This window comes from Gordonia lacunae (assembly GCF_002149015.1).
In the GTDB taxonomy this organism is placed as follows: Bacteria; Actinomycetota; Actinomycetes; order Mycobacteriales; family Mycobacteriaceae; genus Gordonia; species Gordonia lacunae.
Genome location: NZ_NGFO01000006.1, coordinates 114,476 through 132,290 on the forward strand (window position 1 = coordinate 114,476; position 17,815 = coordinate 132,290).

Consider the following 17,815-nt stretch of genomic DNA (forward strand, 5'->3'; position numbering starts at 1 on the left):
GCGAGCGTCACGAAGGGTCGCAACCCCGGTCGCCGAAGCCTTCGTGACCGACAGACCTCAACTCGACTGCCAGACCTCGATCGAAGTCCATCGGTCGAGTTGAAGTCTGTCGGTCGCGGGCCCAACCGCTGGACCCAGGTTTAGGAGCAAGCTTGCAAGCGTCACGAAGGGTTTCGCTGTCTGGGGCACCAGACCCTTCGAGGCTCGTCGCTTGCGCTCCTCGCACCCTCAGGGAGCGATGGGGTCCACTTCTTTCGGATTAGGGAGCGGAGGAGCCGCGGCGCTTCCGGCTCAGACAGCCAACCCCGGGCGGCGGGCCGCGGCAGACCCCTCAGCCACCCAACACCCGCGCGAGCAGCTCCATGTACCAGTCCACATCGGCCGCGACATCCGGACTCGTCGTCACCGAGATGGCGATCCGGTCACCGATCCCGTGTACGCCGTGCGTCAGTCCCTGAGCCGGCGAGAGTGCGGGAAATCCTGTGGTGAAGAGGATCTCACCTCCGTCGAGGTCGAGATCGGCGGCGCCACGGTTCACCGACGACACCACCGTGACGCCGGTGACGGTGTCGGGCGGGGTGTCGAGGTCGAATGCGTCGATCCCCCAGCGGGTCAGAAGCGCGGGGGTCGACTCGGACGCCCGACGTCGCGCGGCCCGCAGCGGGTCCGCCTCGGCCGCTCGGGCTGCGGCGATGCCGGCGCCGATGAGTCGCGCGCGCTCGCCCAGATCGTCGACGTCGACGTGCAGGCCCACTCCGGAATTGCGAAAGTGGTTGCGGGCCTGAGGTTCCCCTGCTCGTCCGATCGTCAGCTCGACGCCCAGCGGCCGCCCGGCGTCACCCAGATACTTCGGCAACGCCACCGAGATCGCGGTGAGTACCGCGACCGTCACCGGTCGATCGTGGCCGGTGAGGTGATCACGCTCGACGACCAACATGCGAAGGGTCCGACGCGGTCCGGGCGAGGTGTTCAATCGAGTCGGCGCATATCCCGCCGTTCCCGGCACGGATGCCGAGGCGAGACGCGCCGCGCGGACCCCGCGCCGGGCCGTCGTGACGAACTCGCCGGGAAACCGCAGGACACCACCGAGGATCGTCCCGGCGTCGACCAGCAGCTCGCGACCGGGCGAATGGGTCGCGTGCCCCGGATCTCGTTGTGTGGCGGGCGCAGTGAACAATTCCCGCGCGATCCGGGACGCGCGACGTCCGTCGCCCAACGCATGGCAGATCTGCAGGACGACGACGTAGGCCGCGCCCGCGGCGCCCGGGGCGTCGACGACGGGACCGAACAGGTGCGCCCGCCACGCCTTCCGGGTCGGATCGAGCGGGTGGGAGATGAGTCCGGCGATCTGCTCCAGGCACGACGACCACGTCCGGCTCGACGGGTCCACCCGGACCTGGTCGTCGGTGGGCCGGACGGATTCCCAGTACGGACGGTCGGCCGTACCCGGGACCTCTCGTATCCGGAGGCACAGATCGTCGACGTGTGCGGCCCGGAGCCGGAGTCGCGCCGCGCAGTCCTCGATCGGACTACGCGGCGCGGCAAAGCAATACACCAGGAACTCGTCGTTCGGGATGCGACGCGACATCCAGTACGACGCCGCGTCCGCCGCGGCCATCCGGTGCATGGCCGCCAGCGTAGCGGCGCGGCGCGCCCTACTTCTGTCCGGCGCTCCAGGCGTACGGCAGGTCGGTGCCGTTGAGCACGTGGTCGCCGACCGCCTGCAGCTTGAAGATCAGCGGGTTGTGCACCGAGATCACCCGGGCGTTGCGCCAGTGCCGGTCGAAGCGCAGGCGCTCGGAGGTGATCGACGCGCCACCGACCTCGAACAGCTGGGTGGTGGCATCGAGGACGGCGGGGATGACCGCGGCCTGGGCACGGGCGACGTCGAACTCGACGCGGTCGAGCAGTTCGGCGTCCTCCCAGCCGGCGAGTGCGAGCTCGTCGAGCTCGGCGGCGATGTCGAGGACCAGCGTGCGCGCCGTGTAGGCCGCGGCCGACAGCCGTCCGATCACCTGCTGCACGAGCGGATCGTGGCGTGGCAGGTCGGCCGTCGAGTGGGTGAAGGTGCGTGTGCGGTTGCGCACCCACTCCACGACGTCGTCGGTGGCGCGCGCCGCGATACCCGCCAGCACCGCGAGCTGAACCAGCTGGAGGTACGAGGTCGCGTACGTGCGTCCCTCCCCGCCGTAGCCCGGACCGAGAACACGCTCGGCCGGGACCCGGACGCCCGCGAACTCGGTGGTGCCGCTCGCGGTCAGGCGCTGGCCGAAGCCATCCCAGTCGTCGTGCTGGGTCACCCCGTCGGCGTCGGCGTCGACGAGGACCGAGACCCGCTCCCCGTCTGAGTCGGCGGCGACGAGGATGTGATCGGAGTAGAGACTGCCGGTGCTGTAGTACTTGGTGCCGTCGAGCCGGAACCCGGTGCCGTCCGCACTCGCCGGGTCCGGGGTGAGGCGCGTCTGATAGCGGTCGATGGCACCGACGCCGGGCTCGGTGATGGCGTTGCCGACCAGCGTCCCCTCACCCACCTTGCGCAACCACTGCTGCGCAGCCTCGTCCGGGAGAGCGGCGAGCTGGTCCTCGACGAATGACCAGTGCACGCGCAGGGCCTGCGGCAGATTGGACTCTGCGGCAGCCAGATCGATGAGCAACCGGAACAGCTGCCGGATCGACGCACCGTATCCGCCGAGTTCGACCGGCACGCGCAGCGAGCCGAACTTCGCCTCCCGCAGCCACGAGACCTCGTCGTGCGCGAGCCTCCGGTCGTCCTCGCGCTGCACCGCGCCCTCGGCGATCCGCGCGAAGATCGGCGCGAACACCTCGTCGAGCCGCTCATCGGTCGTCCCCGGGGACGCACTGGTAGAGGGTTCGGTGGAAGACACGGTGGACGTCATCGGTGGTCCTTTCGATCGCAGACAGGTCGGCGACAGTCTGGTCCGCTCCGCAGTGGCCGACCACGGTTGGAACCGCACTGACCGCAACACTGACGTTCCCGGCGCGTCGGCCGCACACTGGCGCCCGACGCTCGTCGGCGACCTCCGATGAGACGACGATCACGCGAGTGTGTACATGTAGTGGTTATGCCAACAACGCTCGTTGATATCGATCCGAACACCCCCGTCGTCGTCGGCGTGGGCCAGGCGTCGGAACGCCTGACCGATCCCGGCTACGAGGCTCTCGGTGAGGCCGACCTCGCCGCCCGAGCGGTCGCCGCCGCGTTCGCCGACTCCGGGGGCGATGTCGCCGCGTCGATCGACACCATCGCCGCGATCCGGTCGTTCGAGATCTCGAGCCCGCTGTCGTCGTCACCGCTGGGCCGTCCGGACAACATGCCGCGCGCGGTCGGCAACCGGATCGGGGTGGACCCCCGCCGCGCGGTCCAGGCGGTGACCGGTGGTCAGACCCCGCAGACGATCCTCACCGAACTCGCCGGGACGATCGCCGCCGGCGACTCCGACGGCGCCGTCATCTTCGGCGCCGAGGTGATGTCGACCGTCCGCCACCTGATGTCCCAGCCGGAGGATCAGCGGCCGGACTTCGCCGAGGAGGTCGGGGGTCAGCTCGACGACCGCGGCTTCGGGTTGAAGGGGATTATCACGGTCGCCGAGATGCGCCACGGCCTCGCGTCGGTGCTGCCGCAGTACGCCCTGCTGGAGAACGCCCGCCGGCACGCCTCAGGACTGGGCCGGGACGCCTACATCGCCACGATGGGCGAGTTGTTCGCCCCCTTCACCGAGGTGGCCGCCGCCAACCCGCACTCGGCGGCACCGACGGCGCGCACCGCCGCCGAACTCGTCGCCGTCACCCCCGAGAACCGGGTCGTGGCGGATCCGTTCACCCGGTACATCGTGGCGCGCGATCAGGTGAACCAGGCTGCGGCGGTGGTCGTGATGTCGGTACGGGCGGCGCAGGCCGCCGGGATCGACCCGACGAAATGGGTGTTCGTGCACGGCCACTCGTCGACCGTCGAACGTCCGGTCCTGGCCCGTCCCGAACTCGGCTCTGCCCCTGCGGCTCCCGCTGCGGTGCAGCACGCGCTGCGCGTCGCCGGAGTCGGACTCGACGAGATCTCGGTCGTCGACATCTACAGCTGCTTCCCGATCGCGGTGTTCAACGTCCTCGACGGGATCGGGATGGCGCCCGACGATCCACGCGGGCTGACCCTGACCGGCGGGTTGCCGTTCTTCGGCGGCCCGGGCAACAACTACTCCCTGCACGCGATCGCCGAGGTCGTCACCCGGGTCCGGCAAGCACCGGGCGAGTTCGGTCTGGTCGTCGCCAACGGCGGCGTGCTGAGCAAGCATGCCGCCGGGGTGTATTCGACGACACCGGCACCATGGCGTCCGGACACCAGCGGCCCGCTCCAGGCCGAACTCGACGCGGTGGCAACCGTTCCCACGATTGCCGACGCCGACGGCGCCGCAGTCATCGAGACCTACACGGTCATCCCGCAGAAGAGCGGCCGCCGCACCGGTGTGGTCATCGGCCGGCTGGTCGACCCGACGACGCCGGGCGGGCTCGGCGCACGATTCGTCGCCAATCTCGACTCCGACGATGACGAGTTCTTCGACCTGCTCCTGACCTCCGACGACCCCGTCGGCACCCCGATCGTCGTGCGCTCGTTCGACAAGGGCAACCGGGTCGCCCTGACCGCCGCGGCCATGAACTCCCGGCATCCGGTTGTCGCACCGGCGTTCCGCGAGTCCTATGAGCATGTCGAGATCCGTCGCGACGGCCGGTTGCTCGAGGTGACCATCAACCGCCCCGACGCGCGCAACGCCCTGAACCCCGCGGCCAACGCCGAACTCGACTCGATCTTCGAGGCCTACTTCGCCGACCCCGACCTGTGGGTGGCGATCCTGACGGGCAAGGGCGACAAGGCCTTCTCGGCCGGCAACGACCTCGCCGCGACCGCCGGCCCGGCCGCCCTGTCGGTCCCGAAGAACGGGTTCGCAGGACTGACCTCACGGCGCAGCCTGCCCAAACCGGTGATCGCGGCGGTCAACGGGTTCGCGCTCGGCGGTGGCTGCGAGATCGCGATGGCCTGCCACATCGTCGTGGCCGACGAGGATGCCTCCTTCGGCCTGCCCGAGGTAAAGGTAGGACTCGCGGCGGCCGCCGGCGGGCTGGTCCGCCTGCCCCGGATGATCCCACCCGCGCTCGCGCGCGACATGATCCTGACCGGCCGTCGGATCTCGGCCGCCGAGGCCGCCGCCGCCGGACTCGTGAGCCGGATCGCCCCGGCCGGAAAGGTTCTCGAGACCGCACGCGGGGTGGCCGAGGAGATCCTCGCCGCCTCCCCGACGTCGGTACGCGCGTCGATCGCCACCATGGAGCAGTCCGACGCCATCACCGACACCGTCGACGCCGTCCACGCCAGCACCTCGGTGCTCGACTCGCTGGTGATCAGCGGCGACACCCTCGAAGGGATCATGGCGTTCGTGATGAAGCGGACGCCGAACTGGAAGGGCCACTGAGAACTCACCGAGCACCCGAACGAGGGCGAAAGCACGCCGAAAACGCGCGGATGGTCGCCGGATGCTGAACACTTGACGGCGGCCACTGACGCGCGTGTCCGCGTGTGGGTGGCCGCTGTTCCGACACATCAGTCGTGTCCAGAAAGGCGGCACACCATGTCCGGTCGCAGTGAGGCAAGCGGGACCAAGTCATCCAAACGCACTCCGCCACAACCGTCGTACCGGGTCGATCCGCCCGATTGGACACTGCCGCGCGGGACCATCGTGCTCCTCACGATCGCCGGCCTCGTCGTCGCGATCGGCGGCATCAAGTCGGTGGCGTCGCTGGTCGGACCGGTCTTCCTCGCGCTGATGCTGACGGTCGCCGTCCAGCCGGTCCCGACCTGGTTGCGCAGGAGGGGCTTCCCGCGGTGGGCCGCCTTCGTGACGACGGTGCTGCTCGTCTACGGCATCCTGATCGGACTCTTCGCGGCGCTGGTGTTCTCCGTCGCACGCCTTGCGTCGATCCTCCCGCAGTACGACGACAAGTTCGACGAGCTCGTCACCGGCTTCCAGAACTTCCTCACCAGTCACGGCGTGAGTCACGACAAGGTGCAGGACATGATCTCCCACGTCGACACCAGCAAGGTCGTGAGTGCGGTGACCGACGTGCTGGCCAGCACGTTCAGTGTCGCCTCGGCACTCGTGCTCGTCCTCGCGCTGCTGCTGTTCATGGCAGCTGACTCGGTCGGCTTCGACGACCGGATGACCATCCTGGACCGGATGCGGCCCGACATCGCGTCGGCGTTCCGTTCGTTCTCCCAGGGGACGCGTAGCTATCTGTGGGTGTCGACGGTCTTCGGCCTGATCGTCGCCGTGCTCGACAGCGTGGCCCTCGCGTTGCTGTCCATCCCGCTCCCCATCCTCTGGGGCCTGTTGTCGTTCATCACCAACTACATCCCGAATGTCGGCTTCATCATCGGCCTCGTCCCGCCGGCGCTGCTCGGCCTCCTCGTCGGCGGACCGACCAAGATGCTCGTCGTCATCGTCGTCTACAGCGCGATCAACGTGATCATCCAGTCGGTCATCCAGCCCAAGTTCGTCGGCGACGCGGTCGGCTTGTCGACCACTCTGACGTTCCTGTCCCTGCTCTTCTGGGCCTGGGCGATCGGCCCCCTGGGCGCGATCCTGGCGGTTCCGCTGACACTGCTCGCCAAGGCCCTGCTCATCGACATCGACCCCGCGACCCGCTGGGCGGACGTGCTGCTGTCGTCGGGCGCACGACCCAAGAAACCGGAACCGACCGATGCGGAATCACCCGGCGACGGCAGATTCGTCGACGCGGACGGCGTGGGCCCGCTGACGACAGCACCACCCGCGACCCCGGCGGCGGAAGGCGACGATCCCACCCCCGGGTCGGCCCCGGGCGTCACACCGGACCCGGAAAAGTGAGGCGGGCTACGCACCGCGCCGATCATTGGGTAGATTCGCTGACGACCCCAATCTGACCACAACCGTTTACAGATAGGTTGCGCACCACTCATGGACATGAACTGGTCTCCGGACGACGCTGCGTTTCGCGACGAGGTCCGCGCGTTCCTCGACGAGAAACTGACCCCCGAACTCCGCGCGGCGGGCACGCTGCGTACCAGCGTCTACTCCGACCACGAGGCCTCGATGGAGTGGCAGGCGATCCTGCACGAGCGCGGCTGGGCCGCTCCCGCGTGGCCGGTGCAGTACGGCGGTTGCGACTGGTCCCAGTCCCAGCACTACATCTTCAGCCGTGAATCGATCCTCGCCGGCGCACCCTCGCTGTCGCCGATGGGCATCCGCATGGTGTCGCACGCGATCATGGCGTTCGGTACCGACGAGCAGAAGAACTTCTTCCTGCCGGGCATCCTCGACGGCAGCGTCTTCTTCTGCCAGGGCTACTCCGAACCCGAGTCCGGCTCCGACCTCGCGTCGCTGTCGATGGCCGCGGTCGACGACGGCGACGATCTCGTCGTCACCGGGTCGAAGATCTGGACCACGCACGCCTCAGAGGCGAATTGGATCTTCTGCCTCGTGCGGACGTCGCGTCAGGAACGCAAGCAGCAGGGCATCACGTTCGTCCTCATCGACATGAACTCGCCGGGTATCGAGGTACAGAACCTCGTGTTCGCATCCGGCGAGCAGGTGCAGGCACAGGTCTTCTTCGACGGCGTGCGAGTGCCCAAGAAGAACGTCCTCGGCACGATCGACGACGGTTGGACCGTCGCCAAGTACCTGCTCGTGTTCGAGCGTGGGGGCGGCGCGGCAGCACCGGCGCTGCAGGTCATGGCCGAGCAACTCGGCCGGGACGCAGCGTCAGTGACCGCTCCGAACGGCGGTCCGCTGTCGGAGGATCCGGCGTTCGCGGCCAAGCTCACCGATCTGCAGGTCCGCGCCAAGATCCTCGAGGTCCTCGAGTACCGGGCGCTCGCCGCGATGAGCTCGGGCAAGGACCCCGGTTCCATCGCGTCGATGCTGAAGATCCTCGGTACCGAGCTGAGCCAGGAGATCACCACCCTGAGCCTGGAGGCCGCCGGCCCCCACGGCCGCGTCTTCCAGCCACACGCCACCAAACCTGGCGGGCCCATCTTCCAGTACACCCCGCCCACCGACGGCTACGTCAGCGGAGAACCGTGGCAGGCCGTCGCACCGCTGCACTACTTCAACGACCGTGCGGGCTCTATCTACGCCGGTAGCAACGAAATTCAACGAAACATCCTCGCCAAAGCGACTCTCGGTCTCTGACGGGTCACAGGAGATAACTGATGGACTTCACACTCACACCCGAACAGCAACTGTTGTCCGACGGTCTCGGCAAGTTCCTCGACGCACGGTACGACCTGCAGGTCAGCCGCGACGCGGCGAAGGTCGGCGAGGGCTGGCAACCGAAGATCTGGAAGGCCTTCGTCGAGGACCTCGGCGTCGTCGGCGCCTGCCTGCCCGAGGACATCGGCGGATTCGGCGGCGGCCCGGAAGAACTGATGGTCGTCACCGAGGCGCTCGGACACGCTCTCGTGGTCGAGCCGTTCGTCGACTCGGTGGTCCTCGGCGCGGGTCTGCTGCACGCAACCGGCAACCCGGTCGCCCTCGCAGCCGCCGGCCGCATCGCCGAGGGCGAGGCCCTGAGCGCGCTCGCCGCGCTCGAAGACGGTTCGGGCGGCGTGCTCTCGCGCATCGAGACCAGCGCCGACCGCGACGGCGACGAGTGGGTGCTCAACGGCACCAAGGCCGTCGTCACGACGGCGCCGCTCGCCGACTACCTCATCGTCAGCGCCCGCACAGTGGGCGAACCGCACGATCCTGCCGGCGTCTCGCTGTTTCTGATCGACCTGGCCGACGGTGGCCCGAAGGGTCTCGAACTGCACCGGCTGCGCACCATCGACGACCGTCAGGCCGCCGACATCACGTTCACCGACGTGCGCCTGCCCGCCGACGCGCTCATCGCCGACGAGAACGCCATCGAGATCCTCGAGAAGGCCTGGGACACCGCGACCGCGGCGGTCGTCTCCGAGGCCGTCGGCCTGATGCGCAAGGTGTTCACCGACACCGTCGAATACTCCAAGCAGCGTGAGCAGTTCGGTGTGCCGATCGGCAGCTTTCAGGTGTTGCAGCACCGCATGGTCGACATGCACCTCGAACTCGAACAGTCGGTCGCCGCACAGTATTTCGCGATCCTGTCGCTCGAGGGCTCCCCGGCCGAGCGGGCGGCGGCGATCTCGGCCGCGAAGGCCACGGTCAGTCGTGCCGCCCGGTTCATCGGCCAGAACGCGGTGCAACTGCACGGCGGCATGGGGATGACCGAGGAGCTGGCGATCGGCCACTACTTCAAGCGCCTGACCGCGATCGAGTACGAATTCGGCACCGCCGACGCCCATCTCGCACGGTTCGCGACCGCCACCGCGCACATCGACGCCTGACTGCATCGCAGAATCGCCACCTCCCGGTTTCCGGAGGTGGCGATTCTGCGTTCACCAGTGACTCAGCTGTCGGTCCAGACCGGCTTCCGCTTCTGCAGGAACGCCGACATCCCCTCCTGCGCATCGCAGGTCATCGCATTGGTCGCCATCGTCTCCGACATCTCCACATAGGCCGACGCCTCGTCGCGCTCGATCTGCTTGTAGAAGGCCTGCTTGCCGATCGACACCGTCCGGGCACTCGACCCGGCGATGTGCAGAGCCAGTTCACGCACCGCGCCTTCCAGCGCCTCGTCGTCGACGACACCGCTGAGGAGTCCCCAGTCCGCGGCGGTCTCGGCGTCGATCGCCTCCCCGGTCAGCAGCATGTGCATGGCACGTTTGCGGCCGACGGCGCGTGTCAGTGCGACCATCGGCGTCGAGCAGAACAGGCCGATCCGTACGCCGGGGGTCGAAAACTTCGCGCTGCGCCCGGCGACGGCCAGATCACACGTAGCGACCAGTTGACATCCCGCCGCGAAGGCCATGCCGGCGACTTCGGCGATGACGGGCTGACGCACCTCGTGGACCGTCCGCATCAATTCCGTGCACGTTGCAAAGACAGCCCGTTCGTCGTCGAGGGTTCGGTCGACGAGTTCGCCGAGGTCGTGCCCGGCGGAGAACGCGGGTCCGAGTGCCCGGATCACGATGACGCGTACGTGCGGGTCGTCGTCGAACTTCCGCAGAGCGCCGGTGATGGCCCGCATCGTGCTCGTGGACAACGGGTTACGGCGCCGCGCATCCCCCAGTGTGATCACCCCGAGGGGTCCGGCGATCTCCGTCGACACCGCCTCGTGCAGGGCCTGATCGTTCATCTCAGCAGCCTCACTTCCGTTCGTCGGGTCTGGTCTCTACTCATTGACGCGGTATCGGGCGCCGACCGCGATATAGACGGTGTAGCCGATCAGGGCCAGGACGTAGACGACGAGCGGTACCGCGAACGCCCAGCCGTTCATCGACGCCTCCCCCGACGCCGAGAAGAGCGTCGTCGCCGCGAGCAGCCAGGCCAGCAGCAGCATCGTGGCCGCCCCGATCAGCTCCAGGTCCTCGGCCATCAGCCGGTTGAACTCGGCGCGGTGCGCAGCGCGCATCCAGTATTCCTTGCGGCGCCGGCCGGGCAGGTTGACCGCTCGCGCCGGCAACCGTGCGAGCAGCGGACCGGAGAAGCCGAATATCACCACGAACAGCAGGCCGACCGCGCCGAGTCCCGCCAGCACGACCCACTTCGAATCCCACCTGGTGACCTCGCCGGCGGCGTCGATGTGCCCCGCGATCCGGGCCGGGCCGGCCACGGCGACCGCGACCCACACCGACGCGAACACGGCTGCGGCGAGCACGAACGACCATCGCTGCGCGCTCCACGACGAATCGGTCATGCCTCGACGATATGGCAGCGGGGCGGGAATACGACGCTCCGTCGGTCGTTGTGTCTCCTCGTGACCAGTACCGCGCTTTTCGAACCGATCACCCTCCGCGACGTCGCCGTCCCGAACCGTATCTGGCTCGCCCCGATGTGCCAGTACAGCTGCTTCGCCGGCGACGGGGTGCCCACCGACTGGCACCTGACACACCTCGGCGCCCGAGCCGCCGGCGGCTTCGGACTCATCCTCACCGAGGCGGCAGCCGTGGTTCCCGAAGGTCGGATCAGCGCCCACGACGCCGGCCTGTGGAACGACGACCAGGCCGCGGCGTGGCGGCGCATCGTCGACTTCGTCCATTCGCAGGGCTCGGTCATCGGCACCCAGCTCGCCCACGCGGGGCGCAAGGCCTCCACCTATGCACCGTTCGACGATCGCTCCGGGGCGATCCCGCTCGACGACGGCGGTTGGACGACATTCGGCCCCTCTGACGTCGCCTTCGAGGGACTGCCCGCCCCCACCGCGATGACGACCGAGCAGATCGCCGCGGTGGTGGACGCGTTCGCACAGGCCGCTCGTCGAGCCGATGACGCCGGTTTCGACGTGGTCGAGATCCACGCGGCGCACGGCTACCTACTCCATCAGTTCCTCTCCCCGTTCTCGAACCGGCGCACCGACGCCTACGGCGGCGACTTCGACGGACGCACCCGGCTGACCCTCGAGGTCGTGGACGCGGTCCGCGCGGTGTGGCCGTCCTCGAAGCCGCTGTTCATCCGCGTATCCGGCACCGAGTGGACCGAGGGTGGATGGGACGTCGAGGAATCGGCACGACTCGCCTCTCTCCTCGCCGCCCGCGGCGTCGACCTCGTGGACGTCTCGTCGGGCGGCAACGTCCTCGCCGACATCCCCGTCGGTCCCGGCTACCAGGTCGATCTCGCCCGCTCGATCCACCGGCAGTCGGGCGTCCCGACCGCGGCGGTCGGCCTCATCACCGAGCCCGACCAGGCCGAGAAGGTCGCCGGCGACGACGACATCACCGCCGTCTTCTTCGGACGCGTCGCGCTGCGGGAGCCGTCGTGGCCGTTACGCGCCGCCCACGAGCTGGGCATCGACCGTCGGCAGGCACCGTATCCCCCGCAATATCAACGCGGTTCGTGGCACTGAGATCCACACGGCGCCTGATGAACCTATCGGCGCGGTGGCGTCACCAGTGCGAGGGACGCCGCGGTCGCGGGCTCGATGATCGATGTTAGCGGAGTCCCGGATTCGACCGCGCCGGCAGTCAGTTCCCGGAAGCCACCCCAGAGGAAGATCGCGCGCTGGCGGTCCATCGGCACCACCCCCGCCGCGGCCATCGTCGGGGTCGAGGTGAGGCCGACGAAGAGTTCGATCCACGCTTCCATCGTCTCGTCCTTGACCGCCTGGGCGGCGCTGCCGAGCGCGGGCAACTCGCGAATCCAGCTCAACGTGAGACCCGGATACCGCTCACTCGCTTCGACGTATGACGACACCGCCTGTCGCACTTGATCTTCGATGGATGCTTCCGGGTCGACGCGCCGCGCGATCTCAGCGATCATGAACTCGTTGGTCACCGTCAGCAGCGCGAAGAAACACGACTGCTTGTCGGCGAACTCCTGATAGAACGACCGCCTCGAGGTCCGCGCGACCCGCACGATGTCGGCGACCGTGGTGTCGCGGTAACCCGCCTCGACGATGCACTCGAGCATCGCGGCGAGGAGCCGATCGCGGGTCGACGCACTGGCTGACGAACTCGGCCAGGGCGCCGGGAGCGGAGCGAGCGGGCCGGGTCCAGCAGTCACCCTTCGAGCATAGGCCCTTGTCTTGGCCGGTACGCGAGCGTACCGTCGGCTGGTACGTAGACGTACCAGCCAGCTGCGGCGAGAGGACCCCACGCTCGTGAACACACCGACCCGAAGCGGTGAGGCGGTTCTCCCGCCCACCACGTCGATCCCGTCTGCCATCCAGGGGCTCGGCGCGGTCGTGTCGCGCCGGCACTTCTTCCGCCACCTCCACGACCGGCACGGCTCGGCGTTCACCGTGAACCTGCCCGTCTTCGGTCCGTCCGTCGTCATCTCCGATGCCGCGATGGCGCGCGAGTTGTTCACCGCGGGCGACCAGGTCGAGAACGTCCAGCCCAACCTCGGTCGCATCCTCGGTACCGGATCGATGTTCGCCCTGGAGGGCGCCCGGCACCGCGCCCGACGCAAACTGCTCACCCCGCCGTTGCACGGCAAGCCGATCCGATCGTACGAACAGTTGGTGGTCGACGAGGTCCGCGCCGAGTCTGCGTCCTGGCCCTCCGGCGTCGAGTTCGCCTCCATCGAACCGATGATGCGCATCACCCTGAACGTCATCCTCCGCGCGGTCTTCGGCGCCGAGGGCAGCGAGCTCGACCGACTCCGCGACATGATCCCGCCGATGGTGACCGTCGGTTCGCGCGCCGCAACGGTACCCCCACTCCCACGCCCTCTCCGTCGGATCGACCCCAATCACCGGTACGCACGACGCAATGCCGAATACCGGGACTATGTCGGCGGACTGATCAACAAGGCGCGCAGGGATTCTCAACTGGACGAGCGCACCGACATCCTTGCCATCATGCTTCGCAGCACCTACGACGACGGCAGTCCGATGACCGACGACGAGATCGCCGAGGAACTGGCCACCATGCTCGCCGCCGGGCACGAGACCACGGCGACAACCCTCGCGTGGGCCCTCGAGCGGCTGCGGCGGCACCCCGACGTGGTGCGTGAACTCGTGGCCGAGGTGGACGCCGGCGGACACGACTACCGCCACGCCACGATCCTGGAGGTCCAGCGCAGCCGGCCCGTCATCGACTTCGCCGGCCGGCATGTCGTCGCCGACCATCTCGACCTCGGCGAATGGCGCATCCCGAAGGGATACAACGTCCTCGTCTCGATCGCCCTTCTCCACGACGACAGCAGCGAATTCGCTCGGCCCGAGCTCTTCGACCCGACCCGCTTTCTGGGCACCAAGCCCTCGCCGGCCTGGCTTCCCTTCGGCGGCGGGACCCGGCGGTGCATCGGGGCTGCGTTCGCGACCATGGAGATGGACGTGACCCTGCGGACACTGTTGGCGGACTTCCAGCTGCTGCCGACCGACGACAAGCCCGAACGCTGGTTCTCGCGCGGGGTGGCCTACGCCCCGTCCCGCGGCGGGCGGATCGCGGTCCTCCCCCGCTGACCCACTCGATCGCCTCGGCACGCCCCCAGGAGATCCCGATGCGTCGGCCCTACCACGCCGACCCCCGTCCGACACCGCCCCGAACGTGACGGGCCCCACTTCCGACGTGTGACCTTCGTCATCGAACGCGTCCGAACACGCCCGCACGAACGCCCCCACGGAATTGCGCCATGCGCTGGGAATTCACCGGAAAGCTAACAGCGTTATCCGGACGTTATCCGAACCCTGCAGGTCACGGCGTCGACGTGACCCAGCCGTTACCGAACCCGTATGGTCGCCCACGGTCCGAGATCAACTGCCCTGCCAACCCCGGGGCGGTGAGGAGGAACGAAGACCATGCGTATGACCAAGACCCACATGACCAAGCTCGTCGCCCGCGCCGCGATCGTCGGCGCACTGACTGCCGCACCCTTCGGGATGCTGACGTCCACCGCACACGCGGCAGGCGGCAACTGGGACGCGGTCGCTCAGTGCGAGAGCGGCGGCAACTGGGCCACCAACACCGGCAACGGGTACTACGGCGGCCTCCAGTTCTCGATGAGCACCTGGCAGGCCAACGGCGGAACCGGCAACCCGGCCGACGCCTCCCGCGAGGAGCAGATCCGCGTCGCGGAGAACGTGCTCGCCTCGCAGGGCGCCGGAGCCTGGCCGACGTGCGGCGCCAACCTCTGACGCACGCACCGGCGCAGCACCTGCCGTGAGCCCGTGCAGCCATTGACACGACGAGGCCGGCGGGTCCACTCAGGACTCGCCGGCCTCGTTGTGTCTGTCGCTGTCTACGGTGCGGACGCGTCGCCGCTGTCGCTGTCGCCGACCGTCGTATCCAGCGCGCTCACCGCGATCCCGTACGGCAGGAATCGCACGTTGCGGCGCGGATCGGTGTTGCTCTTGTTGGCGCGCAGTGCGTCGAGTTCGGTGGCGTAGACCTGCTCGACCCGGGCACCGCCGTCGTCGTCGACGACGAAGACCGCCCAGACACCGGAGCCGGCCTCGCCGGTGGTCTCCTCGCGCGGCTTGGTGCGCGTACGGCCCCGGGCTGCCTCGTCGAAGAACATCGAAAAGGCTGCCGGCCCGGCCTGCCCCTCGAAGAGCTTGCCGAACACGTCACGCAGTCCGTCCCCGGCCTCCCGCGCGAACCGGTCGAAGTCCTCGGGGCCGAAATTGAACGATCCGCCGCCGAAGCCGCTGTTGTCGGTCATGATGCTCCTTCCTCCGACGCCCTGACGAGCCGTCGGCCAACTCAGCCCAGTCTCCTCACAAATCAGTGGCTTCGCCACCCGCGTTCTCGGTCTCGTCGAGCCGCTGATGTAGACGGGCGCGAACATCATCGGCCGAATAGGACTTCCGCTGCCGCTGATCCCGCGCGACCATCACCCCGCCGGTGGCCACCCCGACCGCGCCCGCCAATCCCAGCCATTTCCAGAGGTTCCTCATGCGGGCAGGATAGGTCGCGCGGGGCGCCGACGCATTAGCCTTCTCTCGTGCCCACCAGCAGAATTCTCTTCGGCCGAGACCGCGCCGACTCCGGCATCTCGTTGACCGACGCACTCGACGCCACCCGCACCGGCGACATCTGGCTCTTCCGTGGCCATTCCGGACCGGACCGGGCCATCCGCACGCTGACCAACGCGCCGGTGAACCACGTGGCGATGGCGGTGTGCATCGACGATCTGCCGCCTCTGCTCTGGCACGCCGAGCTCGGCGATCGCCTGACCGATGTGTGGACCGGCTCGAATCATCGCGGCGTTCAGTTACACGACGCGCGAGAAGCCGTCGAGCAGTGGATGATCCGCTACAAGCAGGCGTGTTGGTTCCGCCAGCTCACGCCGGAGGTCACCCCGGATCAGGAGAACGCTCTGCTCAAGGTGATCGCCGAGCTCGACGGGACACCGTTCCCGACGACCGCACGCCTGGCCGGACGGTGGTTTCGCGGCCGGGTGCCCAACTCGACCGATCTCGTCCGGGGCATCCCCTACCTCGACCGCAAGGTCCGTCAACGACGCGACGAACGGCAGCAGCGCCGCAACCGCACGACCGACGGCGCCGGCCTCGAAGCCGCCTACTGCGCCGAGGTGGTGGCTATCACCTATCGCGAGATGGGCATCCTCGACACGTCGAAGGATTCCAACTGGTTCGACCCCGGGCGATTCTGGAGCGGCGACGATCTTCCCCTCCACGCGCCGCACGACCTCACCCCGGAGGTCGGCGTCCGGCTGGACTGACGCCGGCGTGGGACCTGCCGGTCATCTCCCACCGAACGCCCGGAGCGTCGCCTCGACCAGCGCGTCGGCGTAGGTCGGGGTCAGCGGCCCGCTGCGGTGCAGCCATCGCTGGAACAGCGGGGCGTAGAGCATCTCCAGGAGCAGGTCGAAATCGGTCCCGGGCAGCAGCTGACCGTCGCGCTCGGCGGTACGGAGTCGAGCCTTCTTGGCATCGTCCAGCGGTCGGGACAGCTTCTCCCGGTACTCCGCAGCGAGATCGGGGTCGTTCGCGATCTCGGTGTTGACCGCCCGGATCAGGCGGTCGAAGGACGGATCGTCGAACTCCGCCACCGTCGCCCGCATGACCTGCTTCAGGTCGGCCTCGAGATCCCCGGTGTCGGGCAGGACGACCGACTGTCCGTCGGCGCCCTCGCTCAGGGCGAGCACGGCCGCGAAGACGACCGCACTCTTCGACGGCCATCGCCGATAGATCGTCTGCTTGCCGACGCCGGCCCGGGACGCAATCGCCTCGACGGTGACCTTGTCGTACGGCTGCTCGACGACGAGGGCCCGGGTCGCCTCGAGGATCGCCTGGCGCGACCGCTCCTTTCGGCGTGAGTGGTCCGGTCCGGCATCGTGCGGCATGCCGCCAGAGTAGTACATGAAACGAGACGATCCGTATTGACACTCGGCCTGGCGGACCGCTACCTTCCTATCGAGACGGAACGTTCCGTTCACTTTAGGAGGCGACGATGACAACCCCACGCGTCTGGTTCATCACGGGTGCATCCCGCGGACTCGGGAGAGCGTTCGCCGAGGCGGCCCTCGCCACCGGCGACCGCGTCGTGGCCGTCGCTCGCAATGTGGATCCCCTGGCATCGCTGATCGAGCGGTATCCGCAGCACCTGCACTTGCTTGCGCTGGACGTCACGGACCGGGAAGCCGTGTTCGACGGCGTCGAGAAAGCGGTGAGCGCTTTCGGCCATCTGGACATCGTCGTCAACAATGCGGGCGGAATGCTCTACGGGATGGTCGAGGAAGCCACCGAGGCCCAGATCCGCGCACATCTGGACCTGAACTTCTTCGGTGCGGTCTGGGTCGCCCAAGCGGTGCTCCCCCACCTGCGCGCTCGAGGCGGCGGACGCCTGTTGCAGATCACGTCGATGGGCGCCGGCGGCGGAATGGCGACCGTCGGCTACTACGGAGCGGGCAAATCGGCGCTCGACTCGGTCAGCGAGGCGCTCGCGATGGAAGTCGAGCGGTTCGGCGTCAGGGTCACCATCGTGCAGATGGGCGGCTACGACACCGGGCTGTTCACCGCCGGAACGACGAACACCGCACCGATGCCCGAGTATCACGACCTGCGGACCGAGATGGAGATGTCCTGGGGTGACGCGGCCGGTCCCCCGCCGCAGTCGGCCGCGCCGGTCCTCCTGGAACTCGCATCACTCCCCGACCCTCCTCGACGCCTGATCCTCGGAAGCCAGTCGTTCGATCACGTGCTGGAGATGGACCGGGCGCGCGCCCAGACCTACCGGGAATGGGAGCACCTCAGCCGGCAAGCGTCGGGCTGAGGTGCTCGGGTGTTC

17 protein-coding genes are annotated in these 17,815 nt (G+C 68.5%); 9 read left to right on the forward strand and 8 right to left on the reverse strand.

The window, feature by feature from the left end:
• Positions 1-331: 331 nt before the first annotated feature.
• Positions 332-1,627, reverse strand: a complete 1,296-nt coding sequence (locus CA982_RS06965; protein ID WP_086534598.1) for a wax ester/triacylglycerol synthase domain-containing protein — start codon at positions 1,625-1,627, stop codon at positions 332-334.
• A 28-nt stretch (positions 1,628-1,655) separates the two neighbouring features.
• Positions 1,656-2,897 carry an acyl-CoA dehydrogenase family protein gene (locus CA982_RS06970; RefSeq protein WP_086534599.1) on the reverse strand — a complete coding sequence of 414 codons (1,242 nt, stop codon included), beginning with the start codon at positions 2,895-2,897 and terminating at the stop codon, positions 1,656-1,658.
• Positions 2,898-3,083: 186 nt separating this feature from the next.
• Between CA982_RS06970 and CA982_RS06975 the strand changes: the two genes are divergently transcribed.
• From CA982_RS06975 to CA982_RS06990, 4 genes are all read left to right on the forward strand, one after another.
• Positions 3,084-5,480, forward strand: a complete 2,397-nt coding sequence (locus tag CA982_RS06975) for an acetyl-CoA acetyltransferase (protein WP_086534600.1) — start codon at positions 3,084-3,086, stop codon at positions 5,478-5,480.
• A 156-nt stretch (positions 5,481-5,636) separates the two neighbouring features.
• Positions 5,637-6,911, forward strand: coding sequence for an AI-2E family transporter (locus CA982_RS06980; protein ID WP_244176155.1), 1,275 nt, complete (start codon positions 5,637-5,639; stop codon positions 6,909-6,911).
• Between the two features lie 90 nt (positions 6,912-7,001).
• Positions 7,002-8,234 (forward strand): acyl-CoA dehydrogenase family protein, encoded by a 1,233-nt coding sequence (locus tag CA982_RS06985; RefSeq protein WP_086534601.1) that lies wholly within the window; start codon positions 7,002-7,004, stop codon positions 8,232-8,234.
• A gap of 20 nt (positions 8,235-8,254) precedes the next feature.
• Positions 8,255-9,406, forward strand: coding sequence for an acyl-CoA dehydrogenase family protein (locus tag CA982_RS06990; protein ID WP_086534602.1), 1,152 nt, complete (start codon positions 8,255-8,257; stop codon positions 9,404-9,406).
• Between the two features lie 62 nt (positions 9,407-9,468).
• Here the strand turns inward: CA982_RS06990 and CA982_RS06995 are convergent, their stop codons facing one another.
• Both CA982_RS06995 and CA982_RS07000 read right to left on the reverse strand, forming a co-directional pair.
• A complete protein-coding gene (locus CA982_RS06995; protein WP_086534603.1) occupies positions 9,469-10,257 on the reverse strand; it encodes an enoyl-CoA hydratase in 789 nt (262 codons plus the stop codon).
• A gap of 36 nt (positions 10,258-10,293) precedes the next feature.
• Positions 10,294-10,818 (reverse strand): hypothetical protein, encoded by a 525-nt coding sequence (locus CA982_RS07000; protein ID WP_086534604.1) that lies wholly within the window; start codon positions 10,816-10,818, stop codon positions 10,294-10,296.
• A 60-nt stretch (positions 10,819-10,878) separates the two neighbouring features.
• Between CA982_RS07000 and CA982_RS07005 the strand changes: the two genes are divergently transcribed.
• Positions 10,879-11,964: an NADH:flavin oxidoreductase/NADH oxidase gene (locus CA982_RS07005; protein ID WP_086534605.1), complete on the forward strand. Its 1,086-nt coding sequence runs from the start codon at positions 10,879-10,881 to the stop codon at positions 11,962-11,964.
• A 23-nt stretch (positions 11,965-11,987) separates the two neighbouring features.
• Here the strand turns inward: CA982_RS07005 and CA982_RS07010 are convergent, their stop codons facing one another.
• A complete protein-coding gene (locus CA982_RS07010; protein WP_086534606.1) occupies positions 11,988-12,527 on the reverse strand; it encodes a TetR/AcrR family transcriptional regulator in 540 nt (179 codons plus the stop codon).
• 190 nt (positions 12,528-12,717) lie between these two features.
• Between CA982_RS07010 and CA982_RS07015 the strand changes: the two genes are divergently transcribed.
• Complete coding sequence (locus CA982_RS07015) at positions 12,718-14,025, forward strand: cytochrome P450 (RefSeq protein ID WP_086534607.1); 1,308 nt, start codon at positions 12,718-12,720, stop codon at positions 14,023-14,025.
• A 336-nt stretch (positions 14,026-14,361) separates the two neighbouring features.
• Positions 14,362-14,697 (forward strand): transglycosylase family protein, encoded by a 336-nt coding sequence (locus CA982_RS07020; RefSeq protein ID WP_086534608.1) that lies wholly within the window; start codon positions 14,362-14,364, stop codon positions 14,695-14,697.
• Between the two features lie 104 nt (positions 14,698-14,801).
• On the opposite strand, the gene CA982_RS07025 is transcribed toward CA982_RS07020, so the two are convergent.
• Complete coding sequence (locus CA982_RS07025) at positions 14,802-15,224, reverse strand: hypothetical protein (RefSeq protein ID WP_086534609.1); 423 nt, start codon at positions 15,222-15,224, stop codon at positions 14,802-14,804.
• A gap of 55 nt (positions 15,225-15,279) precedes the next feature.
• Positions 15,280-15,459 (reverse strand): hypothetical protein, encoded by a 180-nt coding sequence (locus CA982_RS07030; protein ID WP_086534610.1) that lies wholly within the window; start codon positions 15,457-15,459, stop codon positions 15,280-15,282.
• Between the two features lie 47 nt (positions 15,460-15,506).
• Here CA982_RS07030 and CA982_RS07035 point away from each other — a divergent pair, with 47 nt between their 5' ends.
• Positions 15,507-16,247 (forward strand): guanylate cyclase, encoded by a 741-nt coding sequence (locus CA982_RS07035; protein ID WP_086534611.1) that lies wholly within the window; start codon positions 15,507-15,509, stop codon positions 16,245-16,247.
• Between the two features lie 21 nt (positions 16,248-16,268).
• Here the strand turns inward: CA982_RS07035 and CA982_RS07040 are convergent, their stop codons facing one another.
• Positions 16,269-16,871, reverse strand: coding sequence for a TetR/AcrR family transcriptional regulator (locus CA982_RS07040; RefSeq protein ID WP_086534612.1), 603 nt, complete (start codon positions 16,869-16,871; stop codon positions 16,269-16,271).
• Positions 16,872-16,978: 107 nt separating this feature from the next.
• Between CA982_RS07040 and CA982_RS07045 the strand changes: the two genes are divergently transcribed.
• Positions 16,979-17,800, forward strand: a complete 822-nt coding sequence (locus CA982_RS07045; protein WP_086534613.1) for an SDR family NAD(P)-dependent oxidoreductase — start codon at positions 16,979-16,981, stop codon at positions 17,798-17,800.
• Positions 17,801-17,815: the final 15 nt, after the last annotated feature.